This window comes from Mesorhizobium sp. M0590 (assembly GCF_040320905.1).
GTDB lineage: Bacteria > Pseudomonadota > Alphaproteobacteria > Rhizobiales > Rhizobiaceae > Mesorhizobium.
In genome coordinates this window covers 1-15,034 of record NZ_JAMYQN010000041.1, presented here as the reverse complement: position 1 = coordinate 15,034, position 15,034 = coordinate 1, and the positions used below count along the sequence as shown (strand labels likewise).

The window sequence follows — 15,034 nt, the reverse complement described above, 5'->3', positions numbered from 1 at the left end:
TGTGGACACATGACCAGCGCGACAGACGACGCGATCAGATCACGCTGTCGGCACTCACCCTCCTTGCCGCTCCGCATTCGCGGAGCGAGTTAGTCCAAACCTGCTTATGCCGCGCGCGGCATAAGCAGGTGTTGATCAGCGTCGCCATGAAGGCGGCCCGATCGGCACCGCGCTCGGAGCCTGCGAACAGCCAAGCTTTCCTGCCGAGGGCAATCTCGGGGTCATTCTGCCCATGTTGGACAGGAGGTCGAAGTCCATTATCGCTGGCATCCGTATTTCGGACGCCGGCTTCGCTGCGAGAACAGCGAAGAACGCGCCAACGGTCGGATCATTCATCTCGTCATCGTGCCGGGGCATGTCATTACCGCTCCGGCCTGGATGATAGATCCCGTGGCGTGCGCAGCAATGGATCTGGGCTCCCCGCGCGTATCGCTTGCTGCACTGCTTGAACTGAACAAGCTCTTGATCCAGCGCCGTTTCCGGCGAGGCTCTCCGGATGGTTTCATCATCGGGGAGACGCAAAATGAGGACCTTGCCGCCACCGACACGATCTCTTGTGATCGTTCGCCAGCTCAGCATGCCGCTCGACTCGCACAAGCTGGTCGGGCTGAGCGCAGCGCAACGAACGATCGTGATCGCCCGGCTCGCCAATGTGCTGATGGCCGCCGCCGGCATCGTGACGGAGGAGAGCCGCGATGACGAGCAGTAATCTGATTCCGACTGCCGTCCTCAAGCGCAAGGCCGTCGTCTATGTACGTCAGTCCACGCAGGCGCAAGTACAGCTCAATCTCGAGAGCCAGCGTCGGCAATATGAGTTGGTCGACGTCGCGCGGCGCTGGGGATTCCGCAAGGTTGAGGTGATCGACGAGGACTTGGGACGCACCGCAAGTGGAGCTGTGGAACGTCCTGGTTTCGAGCGCCTGGTCGACGATCTGTGCACCGGTCATGTGGGCGCTGTGCTTTGCCTGGAGGCGTCCCGCCTGTCTCGCAACGGACCGGACTGGCATCGGCTGCTCGAGTTGTGCGGCGAAGTCGATGCACGGGTGATCGATCTGGACGGAGTGTACGATCCGGGATTGCCGAACGACCGCCTGCTGCTCGGTATGAAGGGCAGCATCAGCGAGTTCGAGCTCGGCGTGCTGCGTGCCCGCATGTACGAGGCCGCCCGCGCCAAGGCACAGCGCGGGGAACTGCGCATCTCCGTGCCCTTCGGCTATGTCTGGCACCGCGATTACGGTCTCGGGTTCGATCCCGACATGCGGCTGCAGGAGACGATTCGCCTGATATTCGCGCGCTTCCGCGAACTCGGCAGTGCGCGCCAGGTCCTGATCTCGATGATCGACGATGGCGTGCATTTCCCCAGACCCTCCGACGGCAAGAAGATGGTGTCCTTCGATTGGGTTCCGGTCCGCTACCGCAACGTGATCTCGATCCTGAAGAACCCATTCTACGCTGGCGCCTATGTCTATGGTAAGAGCGAGAAGCGCACTGAGATCGTCGATGGCCGCGTTCGCAAGAGCTATGGCCATTACAAGCCGGCCAGCGAGTGGGCGGTGGTGCTCAACGACCATCACGAAGGCTACATCGGATGGAGCGAGTACGAACGGAACCAGGAACTGCTCGCGGCCAACGCTTATGGCAAAGCCGGCGGCGTCAAGTCGGGCCGCGGCGGTCGCGCACTGCTCCCCGGTCTCATCTCCTGTGGTCGATGCGGGCGAAGACTGGTTGTCATGTATGCCGGACGCGGCCAAGGTTATCCGGTATATCGCTGCGAGCGCGGCAACCTCATGATGGCCCAGGCGCGATGCATGTCGTTCAACGGCTTTCGCACCGACGCGGCGGTGACCCGCGAAGCGCTGGAGGCGGTTGCGCCGATGGCGATCGAAGCGGCGTTGGAGGCTGAACGGATGCAGCTGGAGAGCGAAGCCAAGCGGCGGCAGATGATCGAGATGGACCTGCAGCAGGCGCGCTATGAGGCATCGCTCGCCGAGCGCCGCTATGCCGCTTGCGACCCGGAGAACCGGCTTATTGCGGCCCAGCTCGAGAGGAGTTGGGAAGCCACGCTCAGGCGCGTGGAGACCTGCGAGGCCCGGCTGAGCGAAGTCCAGCGTGTGGAGCCTGTCGACGCGGTTCCGGACTTCACGGGCCTCGCCCAGAATCTCGAGGCCACCTGGAACGCGCCGGGTGTCGACATGCGCTGTCGTCAGCAACTGCTGCGCTCGCTCATCAAGGACATCGTGGCGGATGTCGATGACGATGCGCGCGACGTGATCTTGACCATCCACTGGCATGGAGGCCAGCACTCGCAGGTACGGGTTCGCAAACCCAAATCCGGAGAGCATGGCCAGCGTACGCCTGAGGAGGCTCTGGCGATCATGCGATCCATGGCAACCCGGTGGTCGGATGCCGAGATCGCTGCCACACTCAATCGCATGGGCATGCAAACCGGTCAGGGAAAGACCTGGACCGCGCGTCGCGTCCAATCGCTGCGCACGGTGCACAAGATCAGCGACTATCGCTCTTCCGACAAGAACGGCGAATGGCTTACCATGTCGGACGCGGCCGCGAAGCTCGGCGTGTCGCACGTCAAAATCCGCCGTTTCGTCAGGGACGGCATATTGCCAGCCGAACAGGTCATGCGCGGTGCGCCCTACCAGATCCGCGCTAGCGACCTTGAAGATGAACGGATCAAGGCCGATTTGGCGCGCAAATCTCCGCGTATCATCAACGAGGATAATCAGAAATCGCTCTTTCCCGCCATTTGAAGAGGGGGTGCATAATGAATCAATCTTCGCAAAGCCACGCAGCGCACGTTCGGCGGCGTTGTTGGTCAGACAAATCCGGCCGTCGCTGAGGAAGGACGTGAAGCCGTCCCAGCGCTTCAGCACATAGTCGATTGGCTCAGCAACCGGAGAGCTTCGGGACAGTTTTGCCCGCTCGCTCCGCATCCATTCCTCAAGCGCCTCTGCGATTGGCCGGCTTTCCTGCTGGCGTCGTTGCAGTCGTTCGTCGGCGGCAAGACCGTTGATGTCGCGCTCGATATCAAACAGCAGGTCCATTCGTTTGACCGCCTCGAACGCGATCGGGGAGATTGGTGCGGTATCCTTGCCGCGCTTGGCATTGGTAGCGATGTCGGCGAGCACGAAGAACTTGCGACGCGCATGCGCCCAGCACAGCGCCTGGGTGAGCGGACCGGGATCGCGGCCCACTTTGAACAGCGGGTTATAGCCGCCATAGGCGTCTGCCTGCAGAATGCCGCTAAAGGTCTTCAGATGTCGCTCGGGATGTTCCTGCCGCCGATCGCGCGAGGCATAGTAAAGTGCCGCCGGCGGCGATTGCCCGCCGAACGGCCGGTCATCCCTGACATAGGTCCAAATGCGGCCCGTATCGGTCTTGCCGCGGGCCAGGATCGGCACTGTGGTGTCGTCTCCATGAAGCCGCTCGGCGGCAAGCACATGCGCCTCGATCAGCGCATGCACCGGCTTCAGCGCCGCGGCACAGGCTCCGACCTGATCGGCCAGTGTGGAGAGGCTGAGGTCGATGCCCTCGCGGGCATAGCGCTCGCTTTGTCGGTTCAGCGGCTGGTGCTGGGCGAACTTCTCGAACAGGATCATCGCCAAAAGGTTTGGTCCGGCAAAGCCGCGCGGGGTCACGTGGAAGGGCGCCGGCGGCTGGGTGATCTTCTCGCACTCGCGGCAGGTGAACTTCTCGCGTACCGTCTGGATCACCTTCCACTGGCGCGGGATCACCTCCAATGTCTCGGTGACATCCTCGCCAAGCTTCGCCAGCTTGGCTGAACCGCAGCACAGGCAGTTCCTGGGCGCGGCGATGACGACGCGCTCACGCGGCAGATGTTCGGGGAAAGGCTTGCGCGTTGGACGCTTGCGCTCAAAGGCCCGGACAGTCGACGACCGCGCCGCCATCTCCGCCGCCAGTTCGTCTTCGCTGGCGTCGGCTTCCAGCTCTTCGAGCTGCAACTCCATCTGGTCGAGGAGCCGCGCTTTGCGCTCCGAGCGACTGCCATGGATGTCGCGCTTCAGCTTCTCGATCTCCAGTCGCAGTCGCGCGATCAACGCATCCGAGTGCGAGTTCACGGCTTGCGCACGGGCAGCGAGAGCTTGCGCCTCGCGGCGGGCGGCACGCTCCGCGAGGATCATCGCGTGCGCACTGGCAAGATCATCAGGAAGCTGATCGGCCGCATCGGTCATGGCGCGATGGAATCATATTCGCTCCTCCATGCCAACGATTTTGCTCATCCCGCCGAGCTCGGACGCCAGGTTTTTTGCGGCATCCGCCAGTCGATGCCTTCGAGCAGATAGCCGAGCTGAGCGGGCGTGATCACCACCGTGCCGTCAGCCGCAGAGGGCCAAATAAAACGCCCGCGCTCCAGCTTCTTCGTAAACCAGGCAGGCACCCTGGCCGTCATGCCAGATCACCTTGATCAGCCCTCCTCGACGCCCGCGGAAGCAGAACAAGTGGCCGCTGTGCGGATCGCGCTTCAACGTCTCCTGCACCATCAATGCGAGGCCGGGGAAGCCCTTGCGCATGTCCGTATAACCAGTGGCGAGCCACACCTTCACGCCGCTCGGGACCGGGATCATCGCCGCTCCAGCACATCCAGGATCCGGCCGAGCGCTTCGGTATCGATATCACTCTCAATCCGCAGCCGACGGGCTCCGCCAAGCTCGATCGTCACCGTGCTGCTCTTCTTGCGCTGTCGCGATATCGGTGGTTGCTGCGCAGGCGGCTGCGGCGCCGGCCGCGCCTCGACGACCTCCACTGCAACGAGCTGTGGCACTGACGGCGCAGAGATCTGACAGAGCTTCTTGCGCCACCGGAAAAGCTGGCTCCCATGAATCCCGGCCGATCGAGCGATCTCGGAAACACTGACCCCAGCCTCAAACGTCGCCGCGACCAGCCGCTCCTTCTCCTCCCGAGACCAGCGCCGGCGCCGCTCGACCGACGTGATCACTTCAATCTGATGCTTCGTCACAGGGCTACTCCTAGTGCTTGCACCAGGACTTGCAGCCTTCACCCTACCTCAGCAAGGCGGCCGTCACCGTGGGGATACTGCTTTCGTGAGCCCACTCAGCATGCGATAGCCCCGGCGGGGGCGCGTGAGCGGTCCATCGGCACTAATAGGGGCGTCGTTTCGTTAGTTGCTCGCCAACAACAAGCTTCCTAACAATTAGGCAGCTTGTAGAGCGTCCCGGCCAGCACCTTATTCGTCCAGATGTTTTCGATGGCTTGGTCAGAGTGCCAAAGGCTGAGCCTAGCTGGGACTCTATCTAGGCAGCAACTCTCGGCCGCAGCTGCCCGAGCGGAGTCGCCGGGCAGAAGCAAGTTGGTTAATCAAGCAGTACCTTTAAAGTAATTTGCTGGAAAACTGGCCGCCATCATACCGCCGTCCACGATGAGATCGGAGCCGGTCACGCCGCTCGCGTCTGCGGACAGAAGGTATGCACAGGCGTGGGCAATCTCTTCGGGGCGCAGCGTGCCCCCAGCCTTGAGATTGGTGGGCAAGCATCGTATCGGATTTGACGCTATGCATATCGCGGCCAGATGCTCGCAATGGCGGAATGAGCACCTTAGTGGCATTCCAATCTGCCAGGGTCTGAGACGACATCCCGCAAGCCGAGCAGGAACTTACTCGCCTCGGCTCCATCAATTGCGCGATGATCAACAGAGAGCGTTAAGGTTATCATCTTTGCTATCCTTGTCCCGTTGACATTGACCGGCAGTAACCGTGGCTCAGCCTTCCCAACTGCAAGAATGGCGCATTGCGGTGCGTTGATGATGGCATCAAACTGCTCGACCCCATAAGCCCCAAGATTGGATAGACTAAACGAACCTCCAGATATCTCGCTCATCTTCAACGCGTTGCGACTGGCCCGCTCGGCGAAATCCCTTACTTCCTCGGATATTTCCCTCACCGTTTTGGCTTCGGCGTTACGGATCACCGGAGTCGATAGACCGCCTTCCAAGGCGACTACCACAGAAATGTCTGCGCTATGAAACCGGTGGATCGCATTGCCGGTGATCTGGCAATTGACCGCGGGATTGTCGATCAACGACAGAGCAACCGCCTTTATCAGACAATCATTGACCGATATTTTGCCTGTCGGCTTAATTTCATTGATCGCTGCCCGCCAACGCAGAAGGGCGTCAACCTCAATGTTGGCTACGAGGCGGAAGTGAGGGATCGTCTGCATTGCCTGCGTCATTCGGGCGGCAATGGCTTTCCGCAATGGCGTTAAGGGCATCTCGGTGAACGCGTCGGACATCAGCTTGCTATTGTCCCAATGACCGAGTTGACCTCGACAGTTGCGCCGTCCGGTGCGATGATTGCTGCTAATGTTCCATTCGCAGGTGCTTCGATCTCTATAGTGGCTTTGACCGTCTCTACCTCGACGATAACCTCGCCCTCGGTGACCTGATTTCCAACAGTTTTCAACCAGCGCGTTATTGTAGCTTCCTCAATACCCGCTCCGTTGTAGAGCAGAACGATGTCGATCACGTTCGTAACTTCCATTTTACTCATAAGCCTTTGTTTGAGTTAAAGGATTCGCCGCACAGCGGCGATGACGTCCTCCTTCGTTGGATAGATATGCTTCTCAAGGGCCGGGCTGAAGGGCACGTGGACGTCGCCGGCGCTTAGACGCTGGATCGGTCGCTTCAAAAGGTCAAAGGCCTCCTCTGCCATAACTGCAGCGATTTCACTGCCGACATTGCAGATACGATGCGCGTTTTCGACGATCACAAGTCTTCCGGTTTTCGCGACCGAGGTTTTAAAGGCCGCATGGTCGAGCGGCTTCAACGTACGTGGGTCAATCACTTCGACAGAAATCCCTTCCCCTGCGAGAGCGTCGACGGCTTGCATGGTCGGCCGCATAGCGCCGGCAATAGCAATAACAGTCACATCTCGTCCTTCACGCTTCACGTCAGCTTTGCCAATAGGGACTAGACGATCCGGATCTGTAGGCACATCGCCCTTATCGGACCATAGCCCGGTGTCTTCGAACACAAGTACAGGATCGTCGTCGCGAATCGCCGATTTCATAAGCCCCTTGATATCGGCAGCGCTCGTTGGGCTGATGATCTTGAGGCCAGGAACATTCATGAAGAGCGGATAAGGCCGGTCAGCATGCTGCGCTGCCCAGCCCCCCTTTGAGTACATGCAGGAACGAATCACGAGTGGGATGGTGACCTGACCTCCGGTCATATACCGCAATTTCGAGGCCTGGTTGATGATCTGATCCATAGCGAGATATATTAAGCTGGATATTGTTAGGTCGACGATCGGTCGCAATCCATTGATGGCAGCCCCTATCCCCATCCCAGTAAAACTGGCTTCTGAGATCGGCATGTTCCAGATCCGGTTTGCGCCGAATTGCTCAATGAGTTTGCCGCCTCCGTAGGCCGCTATGTCTTCCCCCATTAGGACTACGCGCTCATCACGAGCCATTTCCTCCAACTGCGCCTGCATCAGCGCATCGAGATAGTTCATCTGAACATGGGTGCCGGACGCGGCAGCAAGTTCTGCAGTTTTCAGCATGTTAATCAATCCCTCTCCACCCCGGCAACAAAGCTGGTTTGGCCCGCCAGGGGCGATTTGAACATGTAGTCGTACAAATTCTCGGGGCGAGGCATAGGGCTAGCCGAAGCAAAATCTACAGCCTGACTAACCGCTTCGGCGACCCCATCCTCTATCGTCTTCAAACGCTCTTCTTCGAGACCTTCTTCTAAGAGTACCTTGCGATAAAGCGAGATCGGATCACGGTCGCGTTTGTATCTCTCGACCTCCTCGACCGATCGATACCCCAGCTTGCCGCTCGCGGAGCGGAAACTGTGATCGTCGAACCTGTAAGTGTCCGCTACTATCAGAGTGGGGCCCTCGCCCGCGCGCGCTCGAATGACGGCGTGTGCCGCAGCTTCATAGACCGCGTTCAGGTTTTGCCCGTCTACTGTTACGCCTGGCATCCCGTAGCCCGACGCCCGTAGCGCGATGTCCAACTGGGCGTGGCTCTGCGCTATCGAAGTAGTAAATGCATAGAGGTTGTTCTCGCAGAAATAAACAACTGGAAGCTTCCACAGCGCCGCCATATTGAGACTTTCATGGAACGTGCCCTGATTCACCGCTCCATCGCCAAAGAAGCAAAGGGTGACTTGATCGAGGCCGCGCACTTTGGCGCTGAACGCGCAGCCTGTGGCAAGCGGGATTCCCCCTCCGACGATAGCCGATTCGCTGACGATACCGACCGAATAGTCCGCAAGGTGCATCGAACCGCCGCGCCCCTTACAGATTCCGCCCTCTTTTCCGAACAGCTCGGCCATGAGCGCGTCCAGATGGGCACCCTTCCCGATCGGATGGCCATGCGAACGATGCGTCCCGGTCATAGCGTCGTCGCGTCGTAAGGCGAGACACGCCCCTACGATAGCGGCTTCCTGACCCACACTCAGATGCAAGGCGGCAGGGACTCTGCCTAAGTTACGCTGCCGAGCCGCCTCTTCCTCGAATCGACGAATACGAAGCATCCGCCCGTAAGCTTCGTATCTTTGGTCAATCGTTAATTGCATTGTCCAACGTTGCTCCAATACTGATGCGATATACGCAGCTCACCAAGTTCATAGCTGCAGTACGATTGGCCTTGGAAGCTATATACGTCGGTAGATACCTAGAGGGCCAACCGGTCGGCTGTTTTGCCGCGCGGGTTTTGCCTAAGTGCCGCGCTGCGTGACTGCGAAGGATATGATGGACGTTAACACCGTTAGTTCGGCGGTTTCCATCAAATGGCTTACCACACTTGCAGAAAAACAGCGCAGGAAGCCTCGACAAAGCCGCTGTAAGGGTTGGGTGCGTAGCCGAAAGGGGGCATTGGTAACTTCACAGTTGTTCCGCCGCGGCGCGAGGCCCATCGGAAACCCGAGGGTGCGGTCTTTACGGCCGCAAGCGACTGCTCCACAGCGGACATCTCTGATAGGCGAGGCGGTGATCGTCTGGATGTGGGGTGGATGGTCTCGTCTCGCTGAGGTCGCGCACTCTGCAATGATACCGGCTGGTATGGCAGTCTTAGGTAAGCGCCAAGCTGACCCCATCTGGCGCGGCTTGAGGTGATGAGCGAGAGATAGTGGCACTGAAGCAAGGAGCCGAGGAGCTTGCAGTGTCAATTTCTATGTCTGCGCCTATGCCTGATGATAGGAGTTTCCATGTTCTTGAGGCGGTCCCGAACCGGCTGGAGGCAAGCCCGCAGCGTCCGCGGCGGCGCTGGTCGGCGGAAGCGAAGTCGCGGCTGATCGAGGCGACACTGAAGCCGGGCGCGAATGTATCGGCCATTGCCAGACAAGCGGGGATGGCGCCCGCCCAGCTGTTCGGCTGGCGGCGCAAGGCGATCAAGAACGGTGCGGTCACGCCGCAGCGAGATGCGGATCGGCTTGGCTTTGTCGAGGTCACCCAAGCGGCGTCTTCGACAGTGGAGATCTGTTTGGGCGATGTGGTCATTCGGGCCGGCGCCGACGTCGGCCAGGATCATTTGGCCAGGATTATCCGCGCGGTCCGCCAGGCATGATCCCGGCCGGCGTGAAGGTGTTGGTCGCCAGTCATCCCGTTGATTTTAGAAAAGGTCCCGACGGCCTTCTGGCCCTGGTGCGTGATGCCGGCTCGGATCCGTTCAACGGTGCGCTTTATGTCTTCCGCGCCAAAAGAGCGGACAGGATCAAGATCGTCTGGTGGGACGGCAGCGGCGTGTGTCTTTATGCCAAACGGTTGGACGACGCGAAGTTCTGCTGGCCGCGGATCGGCCACCACCGGGTCCAGCTCAATCATGCTCAGCTCATGGCTCTGGTCGACGGAATGGACTGGAAACGGGTTCGGACGGAGACCGTCAGGCGGCCGCAATCGGTTGGGTAAAACCCTGCGGCATGATGAATCAGGGGGCTGAAAAAGCGGGAAAATTGCCCGCGAATATGCTCTGATTTTGGCCATGTCGGCACCCGATCTCGCGCTCCCGGACGATGTTGACGCGCTCAAGGCGATGGTTGTTGCCATGGCCGAAAAGGCCGCCCTTCTGGAAGAGCGCAACCTCCATCTCGAGCTGGTCAACAAGAGCGCCGATGAGCGGATCGCACGACTGACGGCGATCGTGAAGATGCTGGAGCGGTCGCGCTTCGGCAGCCGCTCCGAAAGGTTGCGGACCGGTGCGCTGAGCGAAGAGCAGTACGCTCTCGTCTTCGACGAAATCGAAACTGGCGTGGCGGCCATCGAAGCGCAGATGGAAAAGTCTGCGGGCGGGTCGAAAGCGAAGCGCGCCCCGCGCCCTCGCAAAGGCTTTGCGGCCCATCTCGAACGGGTCGAGGTGGTTATTGAGCCCGAAACGCCTGCTGGCTGCGAAGCGCTGGAAAAGATCCTGATCGGCGAGGACGTCTCCGAACGGCTTGATGTCACTCCGGCGAAGTTCCGGGTGATCGTCACGCGTCGGCCCAAATATGCCTACAGGGGCTGGGACGGCGTCATCCAGGCAGCCGCTCCCGCCCGCATCATCGAAAGCGGCATTCCGACCGAAGCGCTGCTGGCGCAGATCGCGGTGTCGAAATACGCCGATGGCCTGCCGCTCTACCGCCAGGAAGCGATCTATGCCCGCGATCAGGTCGAGATCGACCGGTCACAGATGGCGCAATGGATGGGCAAGGTCGGCTTCGAGCTCGAGCCGCTCGCCGATTACGCACTGACCCGCATCAAGCAGGGTGAGCGGGTCTTTGCCGATGAGACCACGCTGCCAACGCTGGCGCCGGGATCGGGCAAGGCCAAGACGGCCTATTTGTGGACTTATGTCCGCGACGACCGGCCGTTCGGAGGCAGCGGACCGCCCATCGTCGCCTACCGCTTCGAGGACAGTCGCGCCGGCGAATGTGTCGCCCGCCATCTGGAAGGCTATTGCGGTATCCTGCAGGTTGATGGCTATGCAGCCTATAACCGGCTGGCCAAGCCCGATCGGGCCAACGACGTCATGACGCTGGCGGGATGTTGGAGCCACGTGCGGAGGAAGTTCTACGAACTGCATGTCGCAGGCTCGTCCGTCATCGCCACGCAGACGGTGGCGCAGATGGCTCCGCTGTGGGCGACTGAGGAAACCGTCCGCGGCAAGGATGCCGCAGCCCGGATGGAAGCCCGCCAGGACAAATCGGCATCGGTTGTCGCCGCGCTCTTTGCCCGGTGGGAAAAGGAACTGCCCAGGCTATCGGGCAAGTCGAAGCTTGCCGAGGCGATCCGCTACGCGCTCGGCCGGCGTGCCGTGCTCGAGCGCTTCCTTGCCGACGGCCGCATCGAGCTGGACTCCAACACGGTCGAACGTGCGATCAGGCCTCAAACAATTACGAGAAAGAACTCGTTGTTCGCCGGCAGTGACGGTGGTGGACGGACATGGGCAACAATAGCCACGCTTCTGGCCACCGCCAAAATGAACAATGTCGATCCGCATGCCTGGCTCACCCAAACCCTCGAGCGCATCGCCAATGGTTGGCCAAACAGCAACATCGAGGCGCTCATGCCTTGGAACTACCAGCGCTAAACGGCATCAGCTACGCGCTTACAGTCTTAGCGCTAGCGTAGGTCGAGGGGGGCGATGGGCAATACCTTGCAGATCGGCTCGACCCCATACGCTCGCGGCGAACGCCAGTGAAGGCGATCATGGCTTGAATCTATGATCGAGTTCGGCCTTGGTAAAATATGCTCTCGCCTTGAGCTGCCAATGCGGGCTGGTGCGCCAACGGACGCGGCGGCGAGGCTGAAGGCAAGGCCCGCCGAAGCTCGCGGCTCTAGAGTTCCAATGCGCACCGACGAGACCGCCGCGCACCGTGATGCGTGCGCGCCTTCCTGTCCAGAACCAGCTGGGCAGAGAACAGAGAAGTCAGCCCGTATTACCAAAAACTCGAGTGGATGTTTCCCGCTCTGGCATGAAGTCGGAATCCGCCCGGGCGAGCTATCCCGGCATCCGCGCATTTGCAGTGATGGGTTACAGCGGCTACGGCATCATGCTTCGGCTGCACATCGCGGTTTATATAAGCGGCCATCCTGGTTGACGTCCTGGGGTGCGCCCGACAAGCGTCAATTCAATCCAGCAGGGGCCAAATTACGGTCCGAGCTATTAGAGCCGCATTTTGACGAGGTTACAAAGGGGATGCATGTTTCCATGTGCGACGGCTCGGAACTTGCGACGATATGCACCACCCCCTCATCTAACCAGGTCAGCTGTCTTAGATCTTGATCCAGACGAGGCACAGCGATCTCAAATTATAATCCGCTTCGACATACTTTTGATCACGTGACTGCCGGTGCACCCGACACCCATCGGTTTCCCGGCCGCGCAATCAAAGTTTCGGCCTAACCGTTTGCAATGCTCAAGGAGGAAACACCCGAGTAGGGAACCGAGCACCGAATTTATGCGCATTCTTAAAAGCCTATGCGGCTTTTTTGCGCAATGGACGATAAACTTGACGCCCTCCCGCTGATTTGAGGCCCTAGATTGATCGACATCAACTAGGTCGGTCCCGCGAGACTGCGCACGGAGCTAACACCAGCGCGCCTGCGGTGCCGCCTTTCATAACCGAATAGGAGTTTAGGAATTGACTGACCTCACCTCAGAAATCAAGCGGCCTTCCGGGGAGCCCCCTGTTAGCACGGGCGCCAATCAGATCGAGGAATGGATTGCAGCCTTCGAAGCGGCTCTCAATGCAGGGCAGGTCGAAGCGGCAGTGTCGATGTTTTCGGCGAAGGAGTGCTACTGGCGGGATCTGGTCGCCTTCACCTGGAACATCGCGACCATGGACGGCCGCTCCGCCATTTCGAAGATGCTGCACGAACAGCTTACTCAAGTCGGGAGCATCTCCATCGAGCCTGAGGGTGAGGCGAAGGTTGACGGTGAAGGGGTTGAGAGCTGGTTCGATTTTGAGACAGCGACGGCTCGGGGCAAAGGCTACGTCCGGCTTCGTGAAGGGAAATGCTGGACACTGTTCACGTCGATGACAGAACTGAAGGGTTTTGAGGAGCTGTCAGGGCGGCGTCGTCAGGCAGGTGCCGAGCACACGGCAAGCAAAGAAAGGCTAACCTGGCTTGAGGAGCGCGAGCGGGAAGAACGGACAATAGGCACCGAAATCCAGCCCTATTGCCTCGTTGTAGGAGGAGGCCAGGGAGGATTGGCACTCGGGGCCAGGCTGAAAATGCTCGGTGTCCCCACTCTGATCGTTGATCGGCTGCCGAGACCGGGCGATGCCTGGCGGCAGCGCTATAAGTCTCTCAATCTGCACGATGCGGTTTGGTCAAACGATCTGCCCTACATTCCGTTTCCGGTCCATTGGCCGATTTACATGTCGAAAGACAAAATCGGCGACTGGCTCGAAATGTATGCGAAAGTGATGGAGCTTAACATTTGGTGCTCGACTACTATACGTAGTGCGCACTTCGATGACCAAGCAAAGGAATGGATTGTCAACGTTGAGCGCGAAGGCAAGACGGTGGTTTTGAGACCGAAGCAACTGGTCCTTGCCACCGGCCTCTCGGGGAAGCCCAAAACTCCGGCGCTGCCGGGGGCTGAGTCTTTCGCGGGCGTACAATATCATTCCAGCGAACATCGTGACAGTACTGCGCTGGCCGGGAAAAACGTGATCGTGCTGGGGTCGAACAACTCCGCGCACGACATATGTGTTGATCTCTGGACGGTGGATGCCGACGTGACCATGATCCAGCGTTCGTCGACCAGCGTACTCAAGATTCCGCAAAACCCGCCGAGTCCTGACCTTCCCACTCCGCGGCGCGACCTGCTGTCGGCCTCAATGCCATTCAGGGCGAGAGAAAGCATTGATAGAGAAGAGTGCGAGAAGGATCAGCGAGAAAACGCCACCTTCTATGCGCAGTTGCGCTCTGCGGGATTTCTACTTGATTTTGGCGAGGACAATACGGGCGTTGTTGGGAAATATTTTCGGCGTGCTAGCGGATATTATCTCGACGTCGGTGGCTCAGACTTGATCATCAATGGACAGATCAAGGTGAGAAGCGCAACAACCATTAAGGAGATCAGGCAGAGGTCCGTGCTCCTTAGCGATGGCTCGGAACTTGATGCCGATGCCGTTATTTACGCTACAGGCTTTGAACCGATGGAGAGCTGGGTTGGTACGCTAATCTCCAAGGATTGTGAGCGGCGCGTGGGACATTGCTGGGGCCTTGGCTCCAACACTGCGATGGACCCGGGTCCCTGGGAAGGGGAGTTGCGGAACATGTGGAAACCGACTGCTCAGGAGGGCCTTTGGTTCCACGGCGGCAGCCTGTCGCAGTCACGCATCTACTCCTTGTACCTCGCTCTTCAGATAAAGGGACGGCTTGAGAATCTCCCGATATCGGTTCATCAGCCGGCGCCGATCGATCGAGGGCCGATCACCAGTCAATGACAGGGTGAAATACGCAACCGCTTGGCCACGGCGCGGTCCTCATCGCAGCGGGCGTGCCCGAGACCCGGCGCGCCGTAGGCACAACTTTGACCTTCTTCATGCGTCCCCATTGGCGCCGGCTGCAGGCCGGCGTCGGCCAGTTCCCGGCGCCCTGATTGTGTCGGGGTTGGTGCATTCGCCAATGCAACGACGGCCTTGGCATATGAGCAGAGCGAGGATCGCAGGTAAGCTTTCGAGCAGTGCACCTTTTGGCTTGCTAGTGCAATCGATCATCACGATTATGCGCTTCACGACCGGCAACGAAATCCATTGCGGCAGCTATGCCTTTGACGAGTCACCATTCTCGACCACCTCCATGGCCATCTCACCGCCGTGTGTGATGGCAAAACTCTGCGCAGACTAGATAAATTCCGAGTGTGGCATGCCCTCACCGTCTGCTCACCTCAATCAACCAAGTCGGCCCCTCGTCGGTCGGAACAGATAATGCGGCGTCGAACCAAGCCTAACCTCCCACTAGCCGCCTTGATGCACGGCGATGAGGTTTTGGCGGCCTGAAGCGGCGATGTGGCCGCTGTTGGGCGCTTTTCCGCGAACCTCG

General features: G+C 59.6%; 14 protein-coding genes, 1 pseudogene and 1 other annotated feature. Of the genes and pseudogenes, 6 read left to right on the top strand and 9 right to left on the bottom strand.

Features of this window, described 5'->3' with window-relative positions:
• The first annotated feature begins 523 nt into the window (after positions 1 to 523).
• Both NKI52_RS31775 and NKI52_RS31770 read left to right on the top strand, forming a co-directional pair.
• Positions 524 to 709 (top strand): hypothetical protein, encoded by a 186-nt coding sequence (locus NKI52_RS31775; protein ID WP_147377831.1) that lies wholly within the window; start codon positions 524 to 526, stop codon positions 707 to 709.
• Positions 696 to 2,765 (top strand): recombinase family protein, encoded by a 2,070-nt coding sequence (locus NKI52_RS31770; RefSeq protein WP_352700771.1) that lies wholly within the window; start codon positions 696 to 698, stop codon positions 2,763 to 2,765. Before NKI52_RS31775 ends, NKI52_RS31770 begins: the two co-directional genes overlap by 14 nt.
• 27 nt (positions 2,766 to 2,792) lie before the next feature.
• Here the strand turns inward: NKI52_RS31770 and tnpC (NKI52_RS31765) are convergent.
• From tnpC (NKI52_RS31765) to NKI52_RS31725, 9 genes and pseudogenes are all read right to left on the bottom strand, one after another.
• Positions 2,793 to 4,208 (bottom strand): annotated as a pseudogene (gene tnpC / locus NKI52_RS31765) (IS66 family transposase); the annotation flags it as partial.
• Positions 4,209 to 4,252: 44 nt separating this feature from the next.
• Positions 4,253 to 4,426 carry an IS66 family insertion sequence element accessory protein TnpB gene (gene tnpB / locus NKI52_RS31760; RefSeq protein ID WP_352700770.1) on the bottom strand — a complete coding sequence of 58 codons (174 nt, stop codon included), beginning with the start codon at positions 4,424 to 4,426 and terminating at the stop codon, positions 4,253 to 4,255.
• Complete coding sequence (gene tnpB / locus NKI52_RS31755; RefSeq protein ID WP_352700769.1) at positions 4,353 to 4,601, bottom strand: IS66 family insertion sequence element accessory protein TnpB; 249 nt, start codon at positions 4,599 to 4,601, stop codon at positions 4,353 to 4,355. The genes tnpB (NKI52_RS31760) and tnpB (NKI52_RS31755) overlap by 74 nt, the downstream gene beginning before the upstream one ends.
• On the bottom strand, positions 4,598 to 4,993 hold the full coding sequence (gene tnpA / locus NKI52_RS31750; protein WP_352700768.1) for an IS66-like element accessory protein TnpA: 396 nt from the start codon (positions 4,991 to 4,993) through the stop codon (positions 4,598 to 4,600). The genes tnpB (NKI52_RS31755) and tnpA overlap by 4 nt, the downstream gene beginning before the upstream one ends.
• A 359-nt stretch (positions 4,994 to 5,352) precedes the next feature.
• Positions 5,353 to 5,523, bottom strand: a complete 171-nt coding sequence (locus NKI52_RS31745) for an SDR family oxidoreductase (RefSeq protein ID WP_352700767.1) — start codon at positions 5,521 to 5,523, stop codon at positions 5,353 to 5,355.
• A 65-nt stretch (positions 5,524 to 5,588) separates the two neighbouring features.
• The gene (locus NKI52_RS31740; RefSeq protein ID WP_352700766.1) at positions 5,589 to 6,284 is read right to left on the bottom strand and encodes a dihydrolipoamide acetyltransferase family protein; all 696 of its coding nucleotides are present in this window, start codon (positions 6,282 to 6,284) and stop codon (positions 5,589 to 5,591) included.
• Positions 6,284 to 6,517 carry a biotin/lipoyl-containing protein gene (locus tag NKI52_RS31735; RefSeq protein ID WP_352700765.1) on the bottom strand — a complete coding sequence of 78 codons (234 nt, stop codon included), beginning with the start codon at positions 6,515 to 6,517 and terminating at the stop codon, positions 6,284 to 6,286. Before NKI52_RS31735 ends, NKI52_RS31740 begins: the two co-directional genes overlap by 1 nt.
• A 39-nt stretch (positions 6,518 to 6,556) precedes the next feature.
• The gene (locus NKI52_RS31730) at positions 6,557 to 7,555 is read right to left on the bottom strand and encodes an alpha-ketoacid dehydrogenase subunit beta (RefSeq protein WP_352700764.1); all 999 of its coding nucleotides are present in this window, start codon (positions 7,553 to 7,555) and stop codon (positions 6,557 to 6,559) included.
• Positions 7,556 to 7,560: 5 nt separating this feature from the next.
• Positions 7,561 to 8,535, bottom strand: a complete 975-nt coding sequence (locus NKI52_RS31725; RefSeq protein WP_352700773.1) for a thiamine pyrophosphate-dependent dehydrogenase E1 component subunit alpha — start codon at positions 8,533 to 8,535, stop codon at positions 7,561 to 7,563.
• Between the two features lie 650 nt (positions 8,536 to 9,185).
• Between NKI52_RS31725 and NKI52_RS31720 the strand changes: the two genes are divergently transcribed.
• The 4 genes from NKI52_RS31720 (at position 9,186) to NKI52_RS31705 (ending at position 14,436) form a co-directional block, all read left to right on the top strand.
• Entirely contained in the window at positions 9,186 to 9,566 is a 381-nt protein-coding gene (locus NKI52_RS31720) for a transposase (RefSeq protein WP_352700763.1), read from the top strand.
• Positions 9,563 to 9,907 carry an IS66 family insertion sequence element accessory protein TnpB gene (gene tnpB, locus NKI52_RS31715; protein WP_096453731.1) on the top strand — a complete coding sequence of 115 codons (345 nt, stop codon included), beginning with the start codon at positions 9,563 to 9,565 and terminating at the stop codon, positions 9,905 to 9,907. The genes NKI52_RS31720 and tnpB (NKI52_RS31715) overlap by 4 nt, the downstream gene beginning before the upstream one ends.
• Positions 9,908 to 9,980: 73 nt before the next feature.
• The gene (gene tnpC / locus NKI52_RS31710) at positions 9,981 to 11,564 is read left to right on the top strand and encodes an IS66 family transposase (protein ID WP_352700762.1); all 1,584 of its coding nucleotides are present in this window, start codon (positions 9,981 to 9,983) and stop codon (positions 11,562 to 11,564) included.
• A 47-nt stretch (positions 11,565 to 11,611) separates the two neighbouring features.
• Positions 11,612 to 11,727: a sequence feature (AL1L pseudoknot), on the bottom strand.
• Between the two features lie 912 nt (positions 11,728 to 12,639).
• The gene (locus NKI52_RS31705; protein WP_502897831.1) at positions 12,640 to 14,436 is read left to right on the top strand and encodes an NAD(P)-binding domain-containing protein; all 1,797 of its coding nucleotides are present in this window, start codon (positions 12,640 to 12,642) and stop codon (positions 14,434 to 14,436) included.
• The last annotated feature ends 598 nt before the right edge of the window (positions 14,437 to 15,034 follow it).

What these genes read in the sequence shown, in the direction of transcription:
- NKI52_RS31775 (WP_147377831.1), top strand. Translation starts at nt 524, where the DNA reads ATGAGGACCTTGCCGCCACCGACACGATCTCTTGTGATCGTTCGCCAG.
- NKI52_RS31770 (WP_352700771.1), top strand. Translation starts at nt 696, where the DNA reads ATGACGAGCAGTAATCTGATTCCGACTGCCGTCCTCAAGCGCAAGGCC.
- tnpB (WP_352700770.1), bottom strand. Translation starts at nt 4,426, where the DNA reads ATGACGGCCAGGGTGCCTGCCTGGTTTACGAAGAAGCTGGAGCGCGGG.
- tnpB (WP_352700769.1), bottom strand. Translation starts at nt 4,601, where the DNA reads ATGATCCCGGTCCCGAGCGGCGTGAAGGTGTGGCTCGCCACTGGTTAT.
- NKI52_RS31740 (WP_352700766.1), bottom strand. Translation starts at nt 6,284, where the DNA reads ATGTCCGACGCGTTCACCGAGATGCCCTTAACGCCATTGCGGAAAGCC.
- NKI52_RS31730 (WP_352700764.1), bottom strand. Translation starts at nt 7,555, where the DNA reads ATGCTGAAAACTGCAGAACTTGCTGCCGCGTCCGGCACCCATGTTCAG.
- NKI52_RS31725 (WP_352700773.1), bottom strand. Translation starts at nt 8,535, where the DNA reads ATGCTTCGTATTCGTCGATTCGAGGAAGAGGCGGCTCGGCAGCGTAAC.
- NKI52_RS31720 (WP_352700763.1), top strand. Translation starts at nt 9,186, where the DNA reads ATGCCTGATGATAGGAGTTTCCATGTTCTTGAGGCGGTCCCGAACCGG.
- tnpB (WP_096453731.1), top strand. Translation starts at nt 9,563, where the DNA reads ATGATCCCGGCCGGCGTGAAGGTGTTGGTCGCCAGTCATCCCGTTGAT.
- tnpC (WP_352700762.1), top strand. Translation starts at nt 9,981, where the DNA reads ATGTCGGCACCCGATCTCGCGCTCCCGGACGATGTTGACGCGCTCAAG.